Below are 22,907 nucleotides of genomic sequence, written 5' to 3'. Positions count from 1 at the left end.
AGCATATCTCCAAAGGGGAGTAGCGTCCAAGAATGTTTCTTGGAAACAAAGTCGTCATTACGTAGAACTTAGTTCTTCCGGCTTTGTTGGCATTTTCATTACATATGTCTAGCAAGACCTTTGCCTATTAACGGCAGAGGTCTTTTTTGTATTCGTTACCAAATTATTCCAAAGTTAATAGGCAGGAGTATGGGGAAACTAAATAGTGGGGAAATTCTTCACTTATTTAGTACTTATAGAAATGAGAGGAGAATGTACATGGATGTATCATTATTATTGGAGTATGGTTGGGTATTACTCATCCTAATTGCACTTGAGGGGATTTTAGCGGCTGATAACGCGCTTGTTCTTGCAATTATGGTAAAACATTTACCAGAAGAAAAACGTAAAAAAGCACTATTTTACGGATTAGCGGGGGCATTTGTTTTCCGATTCGGATCGTTATTTATGATCTCGTTCTTAGTCGATGTATGGCAAGTGCAAGCAATCGGTGCAATTTACCTTATGTTTATCGCTGGTAATCATTTATTTAAAACGTATGTTAAAAAGAATACGGATGAAGAAACAGAAGAAAAAGAAGCAAAGAAAAAACAAGAGAACTTTTGGTGGACTGTATTTAAAGTTGAGGTTGCAGATATTGCCTTCGCAGTTGATTCTATTTTAGCTGCCGTTGCATTAGCAATGACTTTACCGAAAACAGGATTAGGTACAATTGGTAGTCTTGATACAGGGCAATTCGTTGTTATCTTTGTAGGTGGACTTATCGGATTAATCATTATGCGATTTGCAGCAACTGCTTTCGTACAAATATTAAAACGTAAACCAGGACTTGAAACTGCAGCATTCTTAATTGTAGGTTGGGTTGGTGTGAAATTAGCAGTTTATACGTTAGCACACCCTGCATTAAATGTAATTCCGCATTCATTCCCAGAATCTACACCATGGAAGCTTACATTCTGGATTGTATTAGTTGGAATCGCAGTTGGCGGTTGGTTCTTCTCGAAAGAAGTAGAAACAAAAGTAGAAAAGAATTTAGACGAAAAAGCGCTGTAATTACAGCGCTTTTTCTTTTTCCCTTGTCCCCTCTCTATGTCCAGAAAAAATTCCATTATACTATTTATTGTAAGCGTTTTCCTTATGTATGTATGTCCTTTTTGTGAAACATTGCACAAACTTATTGAAACTATGACTAAATCCATGTACTTTATTCATATAAGGAGTATTTATAGATGATGTACTAAAGGAGCGTATTACTCATGCTAGAACAAGGATTAGATTATGTTGTCAAACTGGCTAAAAGCAAAAAACAAATACTAGATACAAACCCGATGCAATATTTCATTCGTGCAGCACTTGCGGGTATTTATATCGGTTTTATTATTGTTCTATGTTTTAAATTAGGTAACTTTTTTCACATTGCAGATTCACCAGCAACTTATTTAGCAGCTTCTATGTTTTTCGGAATTGCTCTCGTACTTATTATATATGGTGGTGCTGAATTGTTTACTGGAAATACAATGTATTTCACAGTGGCAACTTTAAGAAAAGAAACAACGATTTCTGATACACTTCGTAACTGGGTTGCTTGTTATGCAGGTAACTTAGCCGGTGCTTTATTCTTTGCCTTACTATTTTACGCAACTGGCATTTTCGAAGCAATCGATCACGGTCATTTAATGAATAAAGTAGTGGAAGGAAAAATGAACACACCTACAATGCAATTATTCTTTAAAGCAATTTTATGTAACTGGCTCGTATGTCTCGCCTGCTTCTTACCTTCCCAAGTTAAAGGTGATACAGCAAAAATAATGGTGATGATGCTACTTGTTTTCACATTCTTCTTATCTGGTTATGAGCATAGCATCGCAAACTTATCACTGTTTGCTCTATCTTTAGTTTCACCGCATCCTGAGACAATTTCTTTTGCAGGTGCTATTCATAACTTAATTCCTGTTACAATCGGTAACATTATTGGCGGATCGGTATTTGTCGGTATGGTCTATCATTACTTAACAAAGAAAGCGCCTGTTTTTGAACAAGAAGAAACTGAATTAGTCGCAGCTCAAACAGAGGAAATCATACCTTTACAAGCACATATGAAACATTAGAAACTCCAAAGTTTTACTTTGGAGTTTTTAACTCCCCACATATTTAACGACAATATGAGGATCAATTTCTCTTTGCTCTTTCCCCTTCGCAATTCCCTGTTTCATCTGATGTATACCGATGACATCATTTGTATGAAGGTGAATTTCATTAACATATAGACCTTCTGTACAAAAGGCTTCTACAAATTCCGCCCCATTCTTTTGCCTCCATCCCATGTTAAAGTCAAGAGAGAGGATGTTTACCTTATTACTCCGAACAAATTGTAACGCAGATTCTACTGTAGTTGCCAAAACATACCCGTACGGACAACTTCTTTGATCATCCATATATACATTCATTTTCTATCCCCTCTCTATTTTGTATATGTAACCAACATATAACATATTGCCCCAAGGGTAATAAAAGGGCCAAACGGAATTTGGGTCCTCATTTTCATACGTTTTAATACTATAGCAGCTCCAAAGAAACAAAGACTAAAGCAAGATGCTAAAAATAAAATCATAAAAATCCCCTTCAGTCCCACTATATATCCAAGTAACGAAAGTAATTTTATATCTCCTCCACCAAGCCCTTCTGGATATATCTTTTGCATGCAATATAATAAAATGAATATAACGCCACTACCAACTATACTATCTATCAAAGTAACTAACGGCACAAAAGCACATTCTAAAATGAGTAAACAAGCAAACCAAGCTAAAATGCGATTAGGGATTAACATATATATGTAATCTGTAACTGAAATAATAAGAAGTAACGAAAAAAGCGATAAAATGATGATAAGCTCTCGTTCCACCCCAATCATATATACAGTAAGAAGAAATATTATTCCGGTTATAAGTTCAAATACTACGTACAAAATTGAAATTTTCCTCTTACAATTCGTACAACGTCCTCCTTGTATACAAAAAGAAATGATTGGAATTAATTCTTTTGGCATTAGCATGTACTTACAATAATGACAATGTGAACGAGGGGTAATGATAGACTCACCTTGTGGAACTCTCATCGCAATTAACATAAAAAAAGAACCAAACACCATCCCCACTAACAATGCATATAAATAAGTGAACATCCCTTCCTCTCCTTTCCAGAAGAACATAGCAAAAAAAGGAGAGAACTTCTACTTCATATTATCTCTATTCTATTAAAAAAGCAGGCCATTTTCTGGCCTGCTTTCCCCTCTTTTATACGATGAAATATACTGCTTTTAATGGTCCATGTACCCCGACAACAAGATTCATTTCAATATCTGCCGAGTTACTAGGTCCTGTAATAAAGTTAATACAAGATGCCACTGTCTCGCCATTTTCTACACGTGTGTTCATATCCTCAACTGCTTGTGTAATACGAGGCACAAGTGTTTCACGTGGAATAATAGCAAAGTATACAGTCGGTAAAAAGTGTAAAGAACGCCCTTGGCCTTTATGACTTTGTACAACAATCGTACCAGATTCAGCTAAAGTATAATCACTAAATGCAATTCCAATATTCGTTCTTTCCGCGATACGCATATTCTCTTCTTTTTTCTCCGGGTCCCATACATTCACTTCAACATTTTGCTTTGGAAGCTCTTCTTTAAATAAAGAAGTCAACCCATAAGAATCAAAACGTTCATCCGCCGATAACATAATAGGTCCCCCGCCGTTTTCCACGATTACCTTTTGAATATCTTCACGTAAACGGTCGTTTGTCGTTTCCACAACAGTTGTATGAATGTTTGTACATTGATTTTTAAATACTTCTAACAATTCTTCTTGTGAATAATCTTTTAACGTTTCTTTATTCACATTATTTTTCCATGCTGGGCGTTCTACACCATCCGTTTTACGTGCGCGTCCAAGTTCTTTTGCAATATTATCTAGAAAGGACTCACGGTTTTGAATTAATCCTGTCATTATTTGTCCCCGCCTTTCTTATGATCTTTATACCAATCACGGAATCGTTCCTTACTTGGAGCCGGGAATTCACGAATATCTGTCCAGTTTTTAAGTGGCCCAACACCTTTTGATACACGGTTACCAGATGTAAATGGACTCATTGCTGCTGGCGCCATTTTTGATCCCATTTTATATAAAGCTGCTGAAGATGCGCCCATACTAAACATTTTCATTGCTAATTTTTCTGCAAGTGGAGCACGTCCTTCTTGCTCAACGATAACTTGACGATGTTTTAATAATAAATCATGCAATGGAATTTTTACTGGACAAGCTTCTGTACACGCTCCGCATAAACTAGAAGCATAAGGAAGCTCTTTATAATCATCATATCCACCTAGAAGTGGTGTTAATACCGCACCAATTGGTCCTGAGTATATAGAACCATATGAATGTCCACCAACATGACGATATACAGGACATACGTTAACACAAGCAGCGCAACGGATACATTGCAATACTGAACGGAATTCAGATCCAAGAATTTGAGAGCGGCCATTATCAACAACAACTAAATGAAATTCTTCAGGCCCATCTACTTCCTTTTCTTGAATTGGTCCCGCTACAGTTACATAACTTGTTAACTTTTGACCTACTGCACTACGACATAGTAAACCAACTAAAACATCTAATTCTTCCATTGTCGGAACCATACGTTCCATACCCATAACCGCAATTTGTGTTTTTGGAATCGACATAACAAGATCGGCGTTACCTTCATTTGTTACTAAGCAAAGAGAACCAGTATTTGCAACAGCGAAGTTACAACCTGTCACACCAATTTCTGCATCCATAAATTTTTCACGAAGTTGTTTACGAACAAACTTCGTCATTTCGTAAGGATCATCAGAATTTTCATAGCCAAGCTTTTCTTTAAATACATCACGAATTTGTGTTCTATTTTTATGAAGTGCAGGCGCAATAATATGTGAAGGTGGATCGTTATCTACTTGCAGAATATACTCTCCTAAATCACTTTCTAACACTTCACAACCAATCTCTTCAAGCGCATGGTTCATACTAATTTCTTCTGTTACCATCGACTTTGATTTTACTACTTTTTTTGCCTGCTTCTTTTTCGCAACATCTTGGATATACTTTGCTGCTTCCTCTTTCGTTTTCGCAAAGTACACATGGCCGCCTCTTTTTGATACATTTTCACTTAACTGCATTAAGTAATAATCAAGATTTTCTAACGTATGTTGACGAATTTCTTCACCGAGTTCACGCCACTCTTCCCAGTTTCCTAATTCGTCCGCTGCTTTTAAGCGATTCGTATATAAACGCGTTTGTGCAGAAGATACTGCTCCGCGCATAAACGAATCTTGAATTCCATCGCCAACGCGATCATTAAATTTTTTCTCACTGATTTTCATAGACATAGCTTATGTTCCCCCTTCATGAGCGACTATTCAGTACCTCAGCAATATGCATTACTTTTATTTCTTTTCCTAAACGCTCAATACGTCCGCCAATGTTTAACAAACACCCACAATCTGCACCGATTAAATAATCTGCACCTGTTTCCATTGCACTATCTACCTTTTCATCTACCATTTGCTCAGAAATTGGAGTCATCTTCACTGAAAACGTTCCCCCAAACCCGCAACAATTTTGCACATTTGGCAACTTTCTCACAGTTAATCCTTTTACATTTGACAATAAAATTCCTGGTGCTTCTTTTACTCCAAGCATACGTGTCATATGACAAGATTTATGAATAGTAGCTATCCCTGGTAAACTTGCACCAACATCAGTAACCTTTAAAACATCTACAATAAATTGTGTAAATTCATATGTTTTGTCAGCAACTTTTTGTGCACGTTTAGCCCACTTTGGATCATCTTTAAAAACATGCGGATACTCATGAAACATTGTCGCACAAGAACCAGATGGCGTAACGATATATTCTGCATCTTCGAAAGTTTCAATCATATGTTTCATCGCTTCTTTTGCTGCTTCTACATGGCCGCTATTATACGCAGGCTGACCGCAACAAACTTGCGCTTCTGGAAATTCAATTTCACAACCTAAACGCTCCAACACCTCAACTGTTGCTTTGCCGACGTTTGTTTCAAACATATCGACTAAACAAGTAACAAATAAAGTAACTTTCATAATTATTACTCCCCCTTTTTACAACTCCACCAACAAACATATGGTCATCAGATGACTAAAGGAAGAAGAAATAGGCTCAACCATGGCCTATCCTCTCCCTTTTCTAAAGAAAACGCTTACTTAATCTCTCTCTATCTTATCAGAAAATTAGATTTTTAAAAGATTAAATTACGAATTTATATCGTTTCTACCTGTGACAATATGTTCTACATTTGTTAAATGATCTAGCATTGCTTGCTGCGCTAATTCTACATCTTGCTTTAACACTGCATCATATATAACTTGATGCTCTTCTATAAGTCGTTCTGATGTTGTTTGTTCACCATATAAAATAATGCGTCTTGATTCACCAATTGTTTCAGCAATCATCTCTGAAACATGATTCATGAGTTCAAGCAAAATGTTATTATGCGAAGACTCTGCAATTCCCATATGGAACTGAAAATCTGCTTTTTCACCAGCTTTTTCATCTCCAATGCTCTTTGCCATTTCATCTAACCAATGCTTCATATTTTGCAAATTAGATTCCGTACGTTTTGCCGCAGCTGCTCGAACTGCCCCCACTTCAAGCACCTTTCGTACTTCTAATAAATTCAAAATATCTTCTTTCTTCATTAATAATCTATTGTTTAATGATTTTGTTAATGAAGAAGAATCGAAATTCTTCACATATGTACCTTCTCCTTGTTTCATCTCAATTAAGCCCATCGCTCTTAGCGCACTTAGCGCTTCACGAACAGCAGATCTGCCAACTTGAAACTGCTCAGCTAATTGATGTACAGGAAGTAGTTTGTCACCAGGTTTTAACGTACCATTTTTAATCATTGTTAAAATAGCTTCAGATACTTCTTCGTAAATCTTTTTCGGTTTAATAGATTTGTACTCCAGTTAAATCACCTCAGTATCTTCCAAACAACAATTGAAACGATTTATAAGAACTTTGCATCATAACTATTTTAGAACGAATTGGTAAGAAGTACAAATGTTTTGTTCATAAAATCGTCAAAATTTCGATATTTATTACATATTAATTTATATCTTTACGTATAACTATTGTCTTCAATATAAAGAGCATGCTCTAAAAATTAGAACATGCTCTCCTCATCCTGTATTTTTAATTTAATACTAACCGTCGTTCCATTCCCTTTTTCACTTTCAATTCGCCACTGTCCATCATGTATATGAACAATTTGTCTTACAATTGCCAGGCCTAAACCTGTTCCACCATGTTGACGACTTCTCGCTTTATCAACTCGGTAAAAACGTTCGCCAAGGTTTTCTAAATGCTCTGTGTCAATACCGATTCCTGTATCTTTTATGTTCAGTTCACAGTAATCATCTATCTGCCTGAGCGTTATCATAATATCCCCGTCTTGATTTGTATACCGTATCGCATTATCTAACACGTTATGAAGTACTTGTTGCATACGATCCTCATCAATCATCACAATGATTTCTGGATTTAAATTTGTTGAAATACGAATTTTCTTTTCTATAAACTTAATCTCATACGTATCTAACACATCTTCAATCAGTTGTGAAAAAACGATAGGTTGTTTCTTTAACGGAAAATGTTCACCTTCTAATTGTGCTAAATCTAATAAATCATGAACGAGACGCTGCATGCGATCTGCTTCTTTATGAATGAGCTGTGTTACTTTTTCTTGCTGCGGTCCCTTCGCTACACCATCTAAAATAGCCTCGCTATATCCTTTTATATAACTAAGCGGTGTTCTTAGTTCATGCGAAACGTTAGCTAAAAACTCTTTACGCTTTACGTCTTCTGTCTCTAAAGAATTGGCCATTTTATTAAATGCTTTTCCTAATCGTCCAATTTCATCTTCGGAAGAAACCGTAATTCGTTCTGAGAAATCTCCCGTAGCCAAATGATTGGCAACTCGTTCCATTTGCGAAAGTGGTCTCGTAATAGCAATAATAATTTTTCTACCAATCCATATTGTCAGTAAAGTAATAGCAAGTGCTAACGGTGCTAAAATAAGGCCCATATCATATATTAAGTCTTTTATACTTTTTAAAGGAATATAAGAATATACAATGCCCACTAATTTCTTATTTTCTAAAACAGGGATGACAACACCCATAATATTACGATCAAAATGTTCCTCATATCCTATCTTTGTTACAGTTTTTCCATCTAATAAAGCTTGCCTGTCCCCTTCACTTATAAGAGAATGATGATGCACATCAAAAGGTAAACATGCGCTTAAATCACGCGGATTAGATACGAAAAGAACGTCTGAACTAGATATTTGATCAAATGCTCTTACTTTCTCTTCGAAAGTTGATATTCCTTCGCGCTTATCATATTGCGCAGCAAGACGCTTCCCTTCCATTACTAATGAATCTTTTAAATTATCAACGTATAATTTTTCATACGAATATAAAGATACAAAATAAAGAAAGGAAACTGTTACAAATACTGCACATACTACTGTCAGCCAAAGCTTCTGTACCATCGTAAACATAGGTTACACCTCAAATTTATAGCCTACACCCCAAACAGTTTGAATGTAGTTTCCACTTTCCCCAAGCTTCAAACGCATCGTTTTCACGTGCGTATCTACTGTCCTTGTACTTCCGGCATAATCATATCCCCATACCTTTTCCAGCAATTGTTCCCGGCTAAATACTTGTCCCGTATGTTGGCAAAGAAAATAGAGTAAATCAAACTCTTTTACTGTAAGAGAAATCGGTTCACCATCAGACTCAATCTTCCTACTTTTTTCATTAATAAGAATCGGTCCAAACTGAATCTCTTCTTGTTGCTCTTGCTTTGTATAACGTCTTAATACAGCTTCCATACGAGCGATTAGTTCACCAGGACTAAATGGCTTTACAATATAATCATCTGCTCCCATACGTAAGCCGTTCACCCTATTCCACTCTTCACCTTTTGCTGTTAAAAATATAATTGGTACATCTGACGTTTTTCTAATTTCTTTACAAACTGAAAGTCCATCCATCTCTGGCATCATAATATCTAGTACAACGAAATCATAATGATCCGTCTCTAATTTTTTTAGAGCCTCTTTTCCATTTTCAGCTTCTCCCCACTCGTATCCGAAATTATCTAAGTACATTCCAACAAGCTGCCTCATATCACTTTCATCATCTACAACTAATACCCTATATTTATTCATTGTCCTTCCCTTCCCTCTCTATGAGTTGAAACGGCCCTTTTCCTACTTTAATTGTTTGTTTTATTTTCAAATTCTTCATATCCATGACGCACACTTCATCACTATCATAGCTTGCTACGTACCCCTCTGCTCCGCTCTTCAAAAATGCAAATGGGTTCGATCCTACTTCTGCAGAAGCCACCTCTTTATACGTGCTAACATCAAACTTTCTAAGCGTATTCGAACCGTGACTTAATGCATATACATACTTATTATCCTTCGTTATATTCACAGGCATAAACGGAGCATGTAAAGAACGCACCATTTCTCCGCTTTGTAAAGAATACACTAATACTTTCTCATTGACTTGATTTCCATCACCATGTCCGCCAATCCATATTTCTTTCCCATCCGGACTAATTGTTGCTCCCGTTGACGCTGGGGGAATCATAAAGGATTGTATCACTTCTTTTTTCTTTGTATCAATTGTCGTTAGTTTCGTATCATAAAAGTTTAATACAGATAATTGGTTATGGTACTCTACCATCGTTATTGGTCCTTTTCCGGTTGACACACTCCCTGTCTCTTTCCCTTTTATCGTAAAGAACCTTACCTTTTGAGCAGTCTGATCGGCAGCAAATAATTGTTTTTTATCTTCAGATACGATTACATTTACAATACCTTTTCCAGTTTTATATTTTTTCACTTGTCTTCCTTCTGCTAGTGAATATACATACATGTACTCTAACTGCTTACCATATACAAGTATATCCTCGCCGTTTGGAAGTAGTACAATTCCTGCCATCGGTTCATTAAGTTCCCATGTCGTAATTAACCTTTTAGTTTGTTTATCAACAAAACTAATACTACCTTCTTTTATATTCGTTGTTATAATAACACTTTTATCTTTAGCAATCGGTGTATATGAACTTCCTTGACACCCTACTAATAGAAATAAAAAACAGAGAAGAAAAACGTACTTTCTCAAAAGATTCCCTCCATCTTCGGATGATTTCGTTATAATTGTAAAATAACAAATAAATGTGTGGAAAGTGTGAAATTTCCCTTTCTTACTTCATTTACATATATAATGTACAACAAATAGAATTTGAGGTGTGCAAATTATGCTTTTTCCTGATTTAGCGAATAAAATTGTACGAGAAGTACGCAGACTAATTAAAGAAAATATCATTATCATTAATATACAAGGCGTTATTATCGCAAGTACAGATATAGAAAGAATCGGTCAATTTCATGAAGGTGCACTCCGCTGTGCGAAACAAAAGAAAACTGTCATTATTACAAAAGAAGATGAACAACGTTTGCATGGCGTAAAGGCGGGTATGAACCTCCCTTTACTATTCCATGACGAAGTAATTGGTGTCATTGGAATTACAGGCGAACCTGAAAACATTTCACAATACGGCGAAATATTACGTAAGATGACCGAACTACTCATTCATGAGAACTACTTTTTAGAACAACTAGAACTTGAACACCGTTCTTATGAAGCATTTGTCTTTGATTGGCTTCAAAATACAGACTGGTCTCCAAGCTTTCTCGATCGCGCAAAAACACTTGGTATTGATTTATATAAGAAGAAACAACTTATTTTGTTCTCTATCGATCAAAATGACACGATGCTTCAGCGTAAGATTTGGCAACACGTACGCAATCTATTAACAAAGGAGCATCTATTTGTTCGCTGGGGAAATGATCGATTCATTTTATTTACAGCCACAAGCTCCAAAGAGCAAACGTATCAATTTTTAAAACGATTAAAACAAGACTGTGAAACTTTGTTTTCTATTCCTTTATATATCGGGATTGGACAATCCGTTACGCCAAGCAATATGAACTTATCATACGAACAAGCATTACAAGCCCTTTCCGTATCACTTGAAACGAAAAAGATTGTATTTAATGAAGATTTACGTTTAGAAATGTGCTTACAAGATATTTCTGCTGAAACGCGGGAACAGTTTCTAAGACGCACCATCGAAAACTTACTATCATCTTCTGAGCTTATGCACACTTTACGCTTATTTATCGATTATAACCAATCCTATAAACAAACAGCTGAACAATTACATATACACATTAACACATTGCATTACAGGCTTAAAAAGATTGATGAGCTTACAGGACTTGACCCGAAAGAATTCAAAGACTTAAACATTTTATACTTTTCGCTCCTTTTATTAGATAATCAAACAAAAAATAACGATAAAACAGATTAATCTTTAGATGATTATACATAGAAAGAATCCCTCGACTTTTTTATCATTATAATGAAAGCACTGTGACAACGTTTTTTATTATGACTAATTACGTTAACAGTTTGAGGGGGATTTCCAATGTTAGAAAAGCAAATTATTCATTCATTCGTATCCATTGTTGGCGAAGATAATGTAGATACATCCAATATGGGGCGTTTAACGTATAGTTATGATGCCACTCCAAACTTCCAAGCAATGCCTGACGCAGTCATTGCTCCTCGTAATACAAATGAAGTAGCTGAAGTGTTAAAAGTATGTAACACTCACAACATTCCTGTATATGTTCGTGGTTCTGGAACAAATCTTTGCGCAGGAACATGTCCACTTGAAGGCGGTATCGTCCTTATTTTCCGTCATATGAATAACATTTTAGAAATTGATGAAGAGAATTTAACAATTACTGTACAAGCTGGTGTTATTACGCTTGATATTATTAAAGCGGTAGAAGAAAAAGGCTTATTTTATCCACCAGATCCAAGCTCGATGAAAATTTCTACAATCGGCGGTAACATTAATGAAAACTCGGGTGGATTACGCGGATTAAAATATGGCGTAACACGTGATTATGTGATGGGTCTTGAACTTGTCTTACCAAACGGCGATATTATTCGTACTGGTGGTAAATTAGCAAAAGATGTAGCTGGTTACGATTTAACTCGTTTATTTATCGGTTCTGAAGGAACGCTTGGCGTCGTAACTGAAGCCATATTAAAACTTGTTCCTATGCCTGAAACGAAGAAAACGATGCTTGCACTATATGAAGATATTAACGAAGCTGCACGTGCTGTTTCTTCTATTATTGCAAATAAAATCATTCCAGCGACACTTGAGTTTTTAGATCAGCCGACAATTGAAGTAGTAGAAGAATTTGCACAAATCGGTTTACCAACTGATGTAAAAGCAATTTTATTAATTGAACAAGATGGTCCACCTGAAGTTGTCAATCGAGATATTGAAAAAATGGCTAACGTTTGCCGCTCTATGAACGCGGTCGATGTTCGCGTTGCAAAAGATGAAGCGGAAGCAGATGCACTTCGGACGGCTCGTCGTAGTGCACTATCAGCACTTGCAAGATTAAAGCCTACTACTATATTAGAAGATGCAACAGTACCACGCTCACAGATTGCTCCGATGGTTGAAGCTATTAATGCCATTGCCAAAAAATATAATATTCCTATTTGTACGTTTGGGCATGCTGGCGATGGAAACCTACACCCAACTTGTATGACAGATGCTCGCAACGATGAAGAAATGCACCGAGCTGAACAAGCTTTTGCTGAAATATTTGCGAAAGCAATCGAACTTGGTGGCACGATCACTGGTGAACATGGTGTTGGCGCGATGAAAGCTCCGTATTTAGAAATGAAATTAGGTAAGGAAGGTATTGCTGCTATGCAGGGAATTAAACAAGCCTTCGATCCAAATAACATTATGAATCCAGGAAAGATGTTCGCGAAGGACACTCGCAAAAGAGTGGTGGTTGAGCGATGACAACATTAAATAAAGAAAACATTCAAAAAGAATTTAAAGAACGATTAAGTGAAGACGAACTACTAAATTGTATGCGATGCGGTTTCTGTTTACCAACTTGCCCTACTTACATTCAATCTGGATATAAAGAATCACATTCACCACGAGGACGTATCGCATTAATGAAAGCGGTCGTTGACGGTTTAATTGAGCCAGATGAAGATGTTGAAAACACATTAAACGTTTGCCTTGGCTGTCGTGCTTGTGAACCTGTTTGTCCATCTGGTGTGAATTATGGCCATTTATTAGAAGAAGCCCGTGATATTATTAATCAAAATAAAAAGTTCTCAATGCCAGTGAGAGCTGTTCGTAAAGTCGTGTTTGAAGGACTATTCCCGCATCAAAATCGAATGAGAACATTAACAGGATTAATTGGATTTTATCAGCGTTCTGGTTTACAAACGCTAACACATAAAACAGGGGTTATGAAGTTATTCCCTGAAACACTTGCAACGATGGATCTTGTTTTACCAAAAGTCCCTAAAATGAAAGCAATGAAAGATCGTCCTGAATTTTTACCTGCTGAAAGTACAAAGAAGAAACAAGTTGCATTCTTCACAGGTTGTTTAATGGATACGATGTTTTTAGAAACAAATAACGCAACGATGAAACTTCTTCAGTTAGCTGGTTGTGATATCATTATTCCGAAAACACAAAGTTGCTGCGGGGCATTACATGGGCATGCTGGTGAGAAAAGTGGAGCAAAAGAATTAGCGAAACGCAATATAAAAGCATTCGAAGATTTAAACATCGACTATATTATTACGAATGCTGGTGGTTGTGGAGCTTACCTCGTAGACTACGATTATCTTTTAAAAGATGATCCACAGTGGGCTGAACGTGCAAAGCAGTTTGTTTCTAAAATTAAAGATATTACTGCTATTCTAGTAGAACTAGATTTCCATAAACGAAATGACTTACGACTCACGCCGCAAATTATTACGTATCAAGACTCTTGTCACTTACGCAATGTTATGCGAACATCTTCTGAACCTCGTATGTTATTAGAAGCAATCCAAGGCGCAACATACCGTGAAATGAAAGATGCGGACCGCTGCTGTGGTTCTGCTGGTATTTACAATATTGTTCATTCAGAGTTATCAATGGAATTTCTAGATTACAAAATGGACCGTGTGCATGAAACAGAGGCAGCAACCATCGTTACTGCAAATCCAGGTTGTTTATTACAAATGAAATTAGGTATTGAACGAGAGGGTCTTTCTCATAAAATGAGAGGAATTCACATTGTAGATTTATTATTAGAAGCAATTGAAACTAACTCGTAATAACTTGTAACATACGTAATAATAGGAAAACGGCTATCTCCTTCGTCTATGTAAAGAGATAGCCGCTTTTTTGTCTGCTACAACATTAAAAATATGTTACTTTATTATAAAAAAGAACAACAGAAACATTACAGTTTTGTAAAAATCAATCCAGTATATTCCTCGAAAAAATGCTCAAACCATTGATACAATAGGATTCTTCATTTTCTATTTAGGAAACTTTATCCAAAAACACCCTCTTAAAACTAGGTATTAAAATGCTGAAAATTCCTTTTATACTCTATGTTTCTCTTATTTTTCCCCTTTTCCACCCTTAGGATAAATTAGGTAAATTTTAAGTCTATGAATTTTTTTCCATCTTTTTTCTCGCAAAATCTATGCTACGATGAATTTGTCAGTCAGACAGGCTGTCAAAAACAAATCGTGTGAAAACAAATTAAAACTTTATATAGGGGGACACACATCATGAAAAAGCGTGTTTTATTATCTGTAGCTGCTGCAACAGCTCTTACTTTAGGAGTATCTTCTTTAGATGCACAAGCTGCAACAGTACAACCATCTAATATTAAGGTTCAAAATATTCAGCATTCAAAAGTAATGATGAAACAAATGAGCCAACAAGAATTACAAGCATTCTTACAATCTATGGGCGTTGAGTCATTAGCACAATGGCAACAAGGAAATTTCCAACCAAATTGCATTATTCCTGGTCAACAACCTACTGAAAATGTTGTAACTGAGCAACCAACAGCTAAGCCAGAAACTCAAAAGCCTGCTGAGGAAACTCAAAAACCAGCTGAACAAAAACCTGCTGAAGAAGTTCAAAAACCAGAAGCTCAAAAGCCTGCTGAAAACAACAATACTCAAAAGCCTGCTGAAAACAACAATACTCAAAAACCTGCTGAACAAAAACCTGCTGAGCAAAAGCCTGCTGAAGAAGCAAAATCTTTAAGCGAGTTCGAACAACGTGTTGTTGAATTAACAAACGCTGAGCGTGCAAAACAAGGTTTACCAGCTTTAAAAATCGACACTGAATTAAGCAAAGTAGCACGCATTAAATCTGAAGATATGCAAAAAAATAACTACTTTGATCATAACAGCCCTACATACGGGTCTCCGTTTGACATGATGAAGAAGTTTGGTATTTCATATACATCTGCAGGTGAAAACATCGCTCAAGGCCAACGTACACCTGAAGAAGTAGTACAAGCTTGGATGAACAGTGCTGGACACCGTGCAAACATCTTAAATAATGGCTTCACTCACATCGGTGTTGGCTATGTAGAAAGCGGCAACTACTGGACACAACAATTTATTACGAAGTAAATAGATTAAAAGAGTCTTCCCATAATGAGAAGACTCTTTTTTACGTTTCATAACTTTCTATTATGTATGAGTATAAAGCATAGAACATAAACAAAATAGAACCACCACTTATTACGCTAAGTAACACATAAAATCCCCATTTCAAGTTCAAAAACAATGAAAACAATATACTACATGCCATCACTTGAAAAATACGCCTACTCACTAAACGAATCTTTTTTAATTTGATTGGGTCTTTTTCTGTACTCTGAACTTTTTTAAACGCCTTACTCAGCATAAAAAGAAACATACTAATTCCAATTGTTAGTCCTGTTTGAAAGGATATCATGCTTCCAAAATTAATAAAGAGAATGAGCATATGGATAAACAACATAAATAAAGTAATCGTCTTTAGAAATCCACTTATAATGACATGCTCGTCTTCATTAAACTTATATATATTATGTGAAATAATATACATCAATCCATGTAAGAAAATAATAAGGCAAGGAATAAGTGCTATAACAATTTGTTTACTCACAAACTCGTTCGGCCGACCATTTTCATTCCAATGTACTGCCATCTGATTCGGTAAATATGGATAGAGACATAGAGTAACTAAAAGACAAGCGAAAAATATTCCTAGTATATATTTATATTTGATCAAGTGATTCTCACCTCTCTTTTCTCTTAACGGCTTCGCTTCTTTTAGAGAAAATCCTGCAAAAATCTACTTTTCTCAAATTTAAACTTACACTTTACGCATTCACTCTTTGAAATTCTTTCATGGTATTGTTTAATTTTGTAGGAAATGATACATCAACTTCAATTTCTTCTTTCGTAATTGGATGTAAGAAGTTTATCTTCATCGCATGTAACGCTTGCCCCGACATATATTTCGTTTGTCCACCATATAATACATCTCCAACTAACGGATTACCGTTATGGCTCATATGAACACGAATTTGATGTGTTCTACCTGTTTCTAATTGTAACGTGACGAGCGTAGCATTTTGGTTTTTAAAATACTTCTCTACTTTATAATATGTTATAGCTTGGTCTCCCTTTGGAGAAACACGTCGTCTCGTCGCATGATGGCGATCTCTTCCAATAGCTGCGTCAATTGTTCCTTGCTTCTTTTTTACTTTCCCTTCCACAAGCGCCGCATATGTTCTTTTAATTTTTCGTTCCATTAATAAACGATCCATAATTGCACCAGCAATTCTATGCTTAGCAAATACGACACCACCTGTCGTATCTTTATCTAATCGATGAATATGACGAACCTTCGTCTCTAAACCTTGCATTTGATAATGAAAGGCAACAAGATTTGCAAGTGTTCCCGTTCCACCTTTTTCAGCAGGATGCGTATCCATGTTCTCAGGCTTATTTACAATGAGTACGTGATCATCTTCATATACTACATCTAATTCACCATATTCAGGCTCTACACCGTATTCTTCCTCCATAAACATATGAACTTGTAACTTATCGCCTTCTTTTAAAAGCTCATTCCATCTTCTCTGTTCCCCGTTAACGGTAACACCTTTTTCCATACGAAGCTGATGTAACAACTTTTTCGGTATTTCCCATTCTATTTTTAATAACGAATCAATACTTATACCATTCCATTTCGCTGGAACAGTAATTTCGCACCATTCGCCCTTTTTCTTCGTTTCCATACTGTATCACCTTATTTCTATTGATTCTCTCATTGTAACGGAAAACACAATTTGATGCACCGTCAAAAATAGAGGACAGCCTTATAGTAGACTGCCCCCTCATGCTCTACGCCTTTTCATTTCCTGCAATACTTCTTCCGCTTTTTGTTCATACGATAAATCTTTAAAGAAATCCGCCAATCTTTTATAGTCATTATATGTATCTAATAAGTCATCCATCTTTTCTACTTTCATCACTTGTTGTTTTTGCTTCATTTTTACTGGATAACGATAGCCCGATACTTCTTGTATTTTGTAATACTCATCCTCTACTTGAATGACCTTTACAAGTTCCTCTTCTTCCGCATCCATCGTATACCCATCAAAATCTCTAAGCAATTCATAAATGATATGAGTCCATTCATCTTTTGGATAAAATCCTTTTTCTAACCGATAACCGACAATGCGATACATATGCCCATCGTTTTCTGCAAACTGTACTGTATCATTTAACTTAAACTTAAAATAACGAAACATTGCCTTCACCTACTTATATGTAATGTTCTTATCACATACTATTTGCAAAATGTAGGTCTTGCTATTCATAAAAAATACTCATCTTATAGATGAGTATTTTTTATGATGATTTTTCTCTTTTCTTTCGAAATGGTAACCACCAGTTCCAGTCTCCAAACAATTTCATTAAACTTGGTACGAGCATAAGACGAATAATTGTTGCATCAAGGAATATCGCTAATGCAACACCAAGCCCCATTTGCCGTACTGGTAAAATATCAGTAAAGGCGAACGCACCGGTAACAACAATCATAATTAAAGCGGCGGACGTAATAATTCTACTTGTTGACACAAGTCCTTCTAACGTTGCTTGATCATTATCTCCTGTTTCTTCATACAGTTCATGAATACGCGAAATAAGAAAGACTTCATAATCCATGCTAAGCCCAAAGACGAGACCGAAAATGAAGATTGGTAAGACAAATAGAACTGGACTCGCTTCTAAACCAAAATGACCACCTTCAAATAACCAAACAACAATTCCAATTGTTGCGCTTAAACTAAGTATATTCATAATAATCGCCTTAATCGGAATGAGTATAGATCGAAATGCAAATAATAATATAACGAAGGTCGATCCAAATATAACAGACATACCAATCGCAACTTTATCTTTAATTTCATCTTCTAACTCTTGTTGGAACGTCGTCATTCCGCCTAGATAATACGTAACATTCGTTTCTTTATAGTTTTGTTTAAAATCACGAACCCACTGTTTAGCAGTTTCAGTACGCGGCTTCGTTTTCAAAAAGATTTCTATCGTAGTCTTATTCTCTTTCGTATATGCTTCAAATACAGGGGCTAGTTTTGCTGCTTCTGGCGACTCTAATAATCCAGCAACTTGATCTGCTTTCATACCAGTTAACCCGTCGTATAAGCTTCTTACTTCATATACTTTCTTATCATCTTTTAATTTTTGAACGACTTCTTCTACCTTTTGTAAACTTTCTTTTTCTTTCATATCTTTTTTCGTCTCTACCACTAATGTAACATCAGCATGTGTTTTTGCAGTTTCATTAAATGCCTCTTCGTACTTCTCATATGCAATTCTTGTATCACTTTGTTTAGGTAGAGCCTCCACGTCAGGGAACTGCAAATTAGCTGTACGTAATGGTAATAGGCAAATAACAATAAATGTTGTAACAACAATAATCATCGCTATTGGGTGTTTCATTACAAATTGCGCAAATTTACGCCATGCCTTTGCCGGCGTATGTGCTACTTGATTCTTTTTTAATATTCGTTTACCAATTAGTGATAATAACGCCGGAAGAAGTGTGAGTGAGAATAAAATACTCATAATCACAACAATCATTCCGCTAATTGCGACAGACTGAATATAATCAATCTTAAAGAAAAACAAACCAGATAATCCAACAAATACACATAATCCTGAAAATACGATCGCGCGCCCTGCTGTCTGATATGTAATTGCAATCGCTTCTTTTACCGTTCGCTTTGCAACTTCCTCTCGAAAGCGATTTACAAATAATAGTGCAAAATCAATAGATAGCGCGAGTCCGATCATCGGTGCAACATTTAACACAAAGATAGATAGTTCCTTATCGCTACCTATAAAGTATAATATGCCCATCGTACTAATAACACTAAGTGCCCCATTTACAATTGGTAAAATTGATGCTAAAAGGCTACCAAATGAAAATAGTAATACGAGGAATGCAATCGGTAACCCAATCATCTCTGCTACTTTTAAATCATTTTGCGTTCTTTCATTAATCTCTTGATTAATTTTCGGAAACCCTGTAGGCGTTACTTTTAATGCTGCATTACTTTCCTTTTCGATTTTATCAGCAAATTGTAATGTCGTTTCCATTCGTTCCTTATTTGTTTTCCCGGAAAATAAAATTGTCGCATAGCCGATATCATCTTGTAACATTTCTTTATTTTGTATCGGGTGATGGAAAGATTCATATGTCTCTTTCTCTGGTACACTTTTTACAATTCCCTCTACTTGCTTTTGAAATTCCTCATGTGAAACACCCTTATTTTTTTCAAAAACCAGTAGCAGCGTATCTTGAGACCTCTTAAAATCTTTATCTAAAATTTCTTTCGTTTTTTGATAGTCCCCTTCCGTTTGAAAGCCATCGCCACCTAATACTCCCGGTAGCTTTGGAGCGAAAATACCGATTGCTATCGCAACCAGTAGTAGTGCTACAATTACTGTATAACGAAACTGATACAAAAAAGCTCCTAACTTCCCCCACTTATCCACTTTATGTACATTTGTTTTCAAACATTTTCACCTACTTTACATAATTCAATTGTCATTTATACTGTATCACATCTTCATGCAAACAAAAAACGTCTAGAAGAACTATAATAATAGTTTTTCTAGACGTTTTTCTATCTCTCTTTATTAAGACCAAGCCTCTCAGTAAGTAAACGATGGCAATAAATCGCGATAATTAATAGAATACCACCTACGCAGTAACCTGCTAAAATATCAGTTGGATAATGTACATTTAAAATGACTCTACTTAATCCAATCGATACGATTACTATTCCCAGCAAAATCGTTATAACATATTTCCCAGTCACATTCTTCAAATTTGCCGCAATAATATAAGCAAGAAACCCGAATGTCATAATAGATAACATTGCATGCCCACTAGGGAAACTATACCCAAGCGCATCAAATGCTTCATTTAACGACGGACGCTTCCTTTTCACAATTTCTTTTATCCCTTTATTCACAAGATGTGTTGTTAAAATGCCCATTGGATACACGATCATCGCAGCATAATAACGTTTTCTCCAAAAAACAAGTAAACTTATAACGAGCGTAGTTACAATCCCAATGGCAGACCCTAATTTTGTATAGTGTGAGAAAAATGTAAGCGAACCTTCTGTTTGTAATCCTTTTACTAATCCTCGGATATATGTATCCATCACTGTAACGCCACCAGCATGTACTCGCCAAGCAACAATGCCAAATACAGCAAGTAATAAACCGATACACATTCCCTCATATTGATGCAACTTCTTCTTCAAACGATTTCCTCCTACTATGAAAAAATGCGATTTCTACTTTAGAAACCGCATCCTCCTTACTTATTTACCTTTTGTTTTTAGCTCTGTCCAGTAACGATCATAGTCTTTTAACTTATCATCTACATCAACAAGCCATTCTGTACGATCTAATTCTTCTTTCGTTAAGAAAATCATATGGTTATCGCGATATTCTTTACTATGAAGAGGGTGAGCTTTTTCATTAGGATTACTGTATCCAATTGACTCGTAGTTTTTCACACTTACTTTTTCATCTAATAAGTAGTTCATAAACTTCTCTGCAAGCTCTTTGTTTTTCGCACCTTTTGGAATTGCTAACGTATCAGCCCAAATTGTGCCGCCTTCTTTTGGTACAACGTACTCTACATCTTTATTATCTTTTGCGATAAATGCTGCATCTCCAGACCAAACCGTTCCGATCCAAGCATCTTCTGTAATGAACTTTTGTTTAATATTATCTGTATCAAATGCTAATAAGTTTGGAAGTAGCTTCTGTAAATCAGTTGCTGCTGTCTTTAACTGCGCATCGTCTTTCGTGCTGTTTGAGAAGCCGTTTTTCTTAAGACCCATACCTAATACTTCACGAGAATCGTTTAATAAAGTTACATGCCCTTTATATTTCTCATTCCATAAGTCATTCCAGCTTGTAGGTGCTTCTTTGACATACTTTTTATTGTATGCAATACCAGTTACACCCCAAGTGTATACTAAAGAATATTTATTCTCTGGATCAAACGCAGGTGTTTTGAAATTAGAAACCATGTTTTCGATATTTGGGATATTCTTTTTATCTAACGGCGCTAATAAATCCATTTTTGCCATTGTTTTAACCATGTAATCAGACGGCTGAATTAAATCATACTTCGCGCCACCAGCTTGTAATTTCGCAAGCATTTCTTCATTACTTGCATACTTATCATAGTTAATTTTCACATTATATTTCTTTTCAAAATCTCTTAGCACTTGCTCATCAAAATTGTCAGCCCAGCTATAAATGTTTAACTCTTCTTTCTTTTCACCACAACCAGCAAGTACACCAGCAATAAGGCTAAAGCTAATTGCTGCGCCGGCTAATCTTTTCATTAATTTCATCGGTTTATTACCCCCTCGTACTTTCTATATCGTTCGTATTATAAAGGAAGGTGTCCTCCAGAGTTTTCTTCACCATCTGCACCTTTGTTACGGAAGATTTCAGATAGAACCATTAATCCTACGATAGCTACAATTAAAATTGTAGAAAGTGCATTAATTTCTGGTGATACTCCGCGCTTAACCATACTGTAAATGTATAATGGCAATGTTGTTGATCCTGGTCCTGATACGAAGAAACTAATTACAAAATCATCAATTGATAATGTGAATGTTAATAATGCGGCTGAAATAACTCCTGGTGCAATTGCTGGGAACGTTACATAACGAAACGTTTGCCACGGCGTTGCTCCTAAATCATTCGCAGCCTCTTCTAAATCACGTCCCATACCAGATAGACGTGCTGCTAAAATAACGACAACAAATGAAATACTAAATGTAATGTGTGCAATAATAATTGTTGTTTTGCCAAGTTCCATACCTAATTGACTAAATAAGATAAGTAAAGATAATCCCATTAAAATATCAGGAATTAAAATTGGTAAATACACAAGACCGTTAATAGCACCTTCATAACGATATTTATAACGATGTAATGCAATCGCGAAAATCACGCCAAGAACTGTCGTTACAATCGTCGTTACGATCGCGATCGTCATACTATTTACAAACGCATCAATAACATCTTGTTTTTGAAATAAATCTGTATACCAATGGAATGTAAAACCTTCCCATTCCGCGTTAATGCGAGAATCATTGAAGGAATATACCATTAAAACCATCATTGGAAAATACAAGAACAATAAAATTAACCAAGAATAAGAAACTAAAAACTTCTTCATCTTTG

The 22,907-nt window shown here is 35.9% G+C and carries 22 protein-coding genes and 1 riboswitch; of the genes, 6 read left to right on the top strand and 16 right to left on the bottom strand.

Features of this window, described 5'->3' with window-relative positions; all coding sequences use genetic code 11:
* Positions 1 to 2: 2 nt before the first annotated feature.
* A riboswitch (yybP-ykoY riboswitch) is annotated at positions 3 to 168 on the top strand.
* Positions 169 to 258: 90 nt separating this feature from the next.
* Positions 259 to 1,053 (top strand): TerC family protein, encoded by a 795-nt coding sequence (locus ACYVEC_RS08835; RefSeq protein WP_000383325.1) that lies wholly within the window; start codon positions 259 to 261, stop codon positions 1,051 to 1,053.
* 203 nt (positions 1,054 to 1,256) lie between these two features.
* The gene (locus tag ACYVEC_RS08830; RefSeq protein ID WP_063224519.1) at positions 1,257 to 2,108 is read left to right on the top strand and encodes a formate/nitrite transporter family protein; all 852 of its coding nucleotides are present in this window, start codon (positions 1,257 to 1,259) and stop codon (positions 2,106 to 2,108) included.
* A 27-nt stretch (positions 2,109 to 2,135) separates the two neighbouring features.
* Here ACYVEC_RS08830 and ACYVEC_RS08825 read toward each other — a convergent pair whose 3' ends face one another.
* From ACYVEC_RS08825 to ACYVEC_RS08785, 9 genes are all read right to left on the bottom strand, one after another.
* On the bottom strand, positions 2,136 to 2,447 hold the full coding sequence (locus ACYVEC_RS08825; RefSeq protein ID WP_063224520.1) for a cyclic-phosphate processing receiver domain-containing protein: 312 nt from the start codon (positions 2,445 to 2,447) through the stop codon (positions 2,136 to 2,138).
* Between the two features lie 14 nt (positions 2,448 to 2,461).
* Complete coding sequence (locus tag ACYVEC_RS08820; RefSeq protein WP_460506178.1) at positions 2,462 to 3,184, bottom strand: prepilin peptidase; 723 nt, start codon at positions 3,182 to 3,184, stop codon at positions 2,462 to 2,464.
* A gap of 112 nt (positions 3,185 to 3,296) precedes the next feature.
* A complete protein-coding gene (locus ACYVEC_RS08815; RefSeq protein ID WP_063224522.1) occupies positions 3,297 to 4,007 on the bottom strand; it encodes a LutC/YkgG family protein in 711 nt (236 codons plus the stop codon).
* Entirely contained in the window at positions 4,007 to 5,428 is a 1,422-nt protein-coding gene (locus tag ACYVEC_RS08810) for a LutB/LldF family L-lactate oxidation iron-sulfur protein (protein ID WP_063224523.1), read from the bottom strand. The genes ACYVEC_RS08815 and ACYVEC_RS08810 overlap by 1 nt, the downstream gene beginning before the upstream one ends.
* A 16-nt stretch (positions 5,429 to 5,444) precedes the next feature.
* The gene (locus ACYVEC_RS08805) at positions 5,445 to 6,164 is read right to left on the bottom strand and encodes a (Fe-S)-binding protein (protein ID WP_063224524.1); all 720 of its coding nucleotides are present in this window, start codon (positions 6,162 to 6,164) and stop codon (positions 5,445 to 5,447) included.
* 168 nt (positions 6,165 to 6,332) lie between these two features.
* Positions 6,333 to 7,022 carry a FadR/GntR family transcriptional regulator gene (locus ACYVEC_RS08800; RefSeq protein WP_257148953.1) on the bottom strand — a complete coding sequence of 230 codons (690 nt, stop codon included), beginning with the start codon at positions 7,020 to 7,022 and terminating at the stop codon, positions 6,333 to 6,335.
* A gap of 227 nt (positions 7,023 to 7,249) precedes the next feature.
* Complete coding sequence (locus ACYVEC_RS08795; protein ID WP_063224526.1) at positions 7,250 to 8,650, bottom strand: sensor histidine kinase; 1,401 nt, start codon at positions 8,648 to 8,650, stop codon at positions 7,250 to 7,252.
* Between the two features lie 3 nt (positions 8,651 to 8,653).
* A complete protein-coding gene (locus ACYVEC_RS08790; protein ID WP_063224527.1) occupies positions 8,654 to 9,325 on the bottom strand; it encodes a response regulator transcription factor in 672 nt (223 codons plus the stop codon).
* Positions 9,318 to 10,292 carry a YncE family protein gene (locus tag ACYVEC_RS08785; RefSeq protein WP_063224528.1) on the bottom strand — a complete coding sequence of 325 codons (975 nt, stop codon included), beginning with the start codon at positions 10,290 to 10,292 and terminating at the stop codon, positions 9,318 to 9,320. Before ACYVEC_RS08785 ends, ACYVEC_RS08790 begins: the two co-directional genes overlap by 8 nt.
* A gap of 136 nt (positions 10,293 to 10,428) precedes the next feature.
* Between ACYVEC_RS08785 and ACYVEC_RS08780 the strand changes: the two genes are divergently transcribed.
* The 4 genes from ACYVEC_RS08780 to ACYVEC_RS08765 all read left to right on the top strand — a co-directional run bounded on the left by ACYVEC_RS08780 (position 10,429) and on the right by ACYVEC_RS08765 (position 15,725).
* Positions 10,429 to 11,544: a CdaR family transcriptional regulator gene (locus tag ACYVEC_RS08780; RefSeq protein WP_063224529.1), complete on the top strand. Its 1,116-nt coding sequence runs from the start codon at positions 10,429 to 10,431 to the stop codon at positions 11,542 to 11,544.
* A gap of 117 nt (positions 11,545 to 11,661) precedes the next feature.
* Positions 11,662 to 13,074, top strand: coding sequence for a glycolate oxidase subunit GlcD (gene glcD, locus ACYVEC_RS08775; protein WP_063224530.1), 1,413 nt, complete (start codon positions 11,662 to 11,664; stop codon positions 13,072 to 13,074).
* Entirely contained in the window at positions 13,071 to 14,399 is a 1,329-nt protein-coding gene (locus ACYVEC_RS08770; protein WP_063224531.1) for a (Fe-S)-binding protein, read from the top strand. The genes glcD and ACYVEC_RS08770 overlap by 4 nt, the downstream gene beginning before the upstream one ends.
* Positions 14,400 to 14,864: 465 nt before the next feature.
* The gene (locus ACYVEC_RS08765; RefSeq protein ID WP_275718905.1) at positions 14,865 to 15,725 is read left to right on the top strand and encodes a CAP domain-containing protein; all 861 of its coding nucleotides are present in this window, start codon (positions 14,865 to 14,867) and stop codon (positions 15,723 to 15,725) included.
* Positions 15,726 to 15,765: 40 nt separating this feature from the next.
* On the opposite strand, the gene ACYVEC_RS08760 is transcribed toward ACYVEC_RS08765, so the two are convergent.
* The 7 genes from ACYVEC_RS08760 to potC all read right to left on the bottom strand — a co-directional run bounded on the left by ACYVEC_RS08760 (position 15,766) and on the right by potC (position 22,902).
* On the bottom strand, positions 15,766 to 16,371 hold the full coding sequence (locus ACYVEC_RS08760; RefSeq protein WP_060630033.1) for a DUF1648 domain-containing protein: 606 nt from the start codon (positions 16,369 to 16,371) through the stop codon (positions 15,766 to 15,768).
* Between the two features lie 91 nt (positions 16,372 to 16,462).
* Positions 16,463 to 17,386: an RluA family pseudouridine synthase gene (locus ACYVEC_RS08755; RefSeq protein WP_063224533.1), complete on the bottom strand. Its 924-nt coding sequence runs from the start codon at positions 17,384 to 17,386 to the stop codon at positions 16,463 to 16,465.
* A gap of 99 nt (positions 17,387 to 17,485) precedes the next feature.
* Positions 17,486 to 17,902, bottom strand: a complete 417-nt coding sequence (locus ACYVEC_RS08750; protein WP_060630031.1) for a hypothetical protein — start codon at positions 17,900 to 17,902, stop codon at positions 17,486 to 17,488.
* 100 nt (positions 17,903 to 18,002) lie between these two features.
* Positions 18,003 to 20,195, bottom strand: coding sequence for an MMPL family transporter (locus ACYVEC_RS08745; protein WP_098556546.1), 2,193 nt, complete (start codon positions 20,193 to 20,195; stop codon positions 18,003 to 18,005).
* Positions 20,196 to 20,305: 110 nt separating this feature from the next.
* The gene (locus tag ACYVEC_RS08740; protein ID WP_142332818.1) at positions 20,306 to 20,953 is read right to left on the bottom strand and encodes a phosphatase PAP2 family protein; all 648 of its coding nucleotides are present in this window, start codon (positions 20,951 to 20,953) and stop codon (positions 20,306 to 20,308) included.
* Positions 20,954 to 21,013: 60 nt separating this feature from the next.
* Positions 21,014 to 22,063 (bottom strand): spermidine/putrescine ABC transporter substrate-binding protein PotD, encoded by a 1,050-nt coding sequence (gene potD, locus ACYVEC_RS08735; RefSeq protein ID WP_063224536.1) that lies wholly within the window; start codon positions 22,061 to 22,063, stop codon positions 21,014 to 21,016.
* A 38-nt stretch (positions 22,064 to 22,101) separates the two neighbouring features.
* Positions 22,102 to 22,902 carry a spermidine/putrescine ABC transporter permease PotC gene (gene potC, locus ACYVEC_RS08730; RefSeq protein WP_000714199.1) on the bottom strand — a complete coding sequence of 267 codons (801 nt, stop codon included), beginning with the start codon at positions 22,900 to 22,902 and terminating at the stop codon, positions 22,102 to 22,104.
* Positions 22,903 to 22,907: the final 5 nt, after the last annotated feature.

Source organism: Bacillus sp. MN7755 (genome assembly GCF_054771475.1).
The sequence above is the reverse complement of the archived record's forward strand: the minus strand, read 5'-3'. Positions and strand labels throughout refer to the sequence as shown.

Coding starts and splice junctions, on each gene's coding strand:
- ACYVEC_RS08835 (WP_000383325.1), top strand. CDS start 259: ATGGATGTATCATTATTATTGGAGTATGGTTGGGTATTACTCATCCTA.
- ACYVEC_RS08830 (WP_063224519.1), top strand. CDS start 1,257: ATGCTAGAACAAGGATTAGATTATGTTGTCAAACTGGCTAAAAGCAAA.
- ACYVEC_RS08825 (WP_063224520.1), bottom strand. CDS start 2,447: ATGAATGTATATATGGATGATCAAAGAAGTTGTCCGTACGGGTATGTT.
- ACYVEC_RS08820 (WP_460506178.1), bottom strand. CDS start 3,184: ATGTTCACTTATTTATATGCATTGTTAGTGGGGATGGTGTTTGGTTCT.
- ACYVEC_RS08815 (WP_063224522.1), bottom strand. CDS start 4,007: ATGACAGGATTAATTCAAAACCGTGAGTCCTTTCTAGATAATATTGCA.
- ACYVEC_RS08810 (WP_063224523.1), bottom strand. CDS start 5,428: ATGTCTATGAAAATCAGTGAGAAAAAATTTAATGATCGCGTTGGCGAT.
- ACYVEC_RS08805 (WP_063224524.1), bottom strand. CDS start 6,164: ATGAAAGTTACTTTATTTGTTACTTGTTTAGTCGATATGTTTGAAACA.
- ACYVEC_RS08795 (WP_063224526.1), bottom strand. CDS start 8,650: ATGTTTACGATGGTACAGAAGCTTTGGCTGACAGTAGTATGTGCAGTA.
- ACYVEC_RS08790 (WP_063224527.1), bottom strand. CDS start 9,325: ATGAATAAATATAGGGTATTAGTTGTAGATGATGAAAGTGATATGAGG.
- ACYVEC_RS08780 (WP_063224529.1), top strand. CDS start 10,429: ATGCTTTTTCCTGATTTAGCGAATAAAATTGTACGAGAAGTACGCAGA.
- glcD (WP_063224530.1), top strand. CDS start 11,662: ATGTTAGAAAAGCAAATTATTCATTCATTCGTATCCATTGTTGGCGAA.
- ACYVEC_RS08770 (WP_063224531.1), top strand. CDS start 13,071: ATGACAACATTAAATAAAGAAAACATTCAAAAAGAATTTAAAGAACGA.
- ACYVEC_RS08765 (WP_275718905.1), top strand. CDS start 14,865: ATGAAAAAGCGTGTTTTATTATCTGTAGCTGCTGCAACAGCTCTTACT.
- ACYVEC_RS08755 (WP_063224533.1), bottom strand. CDS start 17,386: ATGGAAACGAAGAAAAAGGGCGAATGGTGCGAAATTACTGTTCCAGCG.
- ACYVEC_RS08750 (WP_060630031.1), bottom strand. CDS start 17,902: ATGTTTCGTTATTTTAAGTTTAAGTTAAATGATACAGTACAGTTTGCA.
- potD (WP_063224536.1), bottom strand. CDS start 22,063: ATGAAATTAATGAAAAGATTAGCCGGCGCAGCAATTAGCTTTAGCCTT.
- potC (WP_000714199.1), bottom strand. CDS start 22,902: ATGAAGAAGTTTTTAGTTTCTTATTCTTGGTTAATTTTATTGTTCTTG.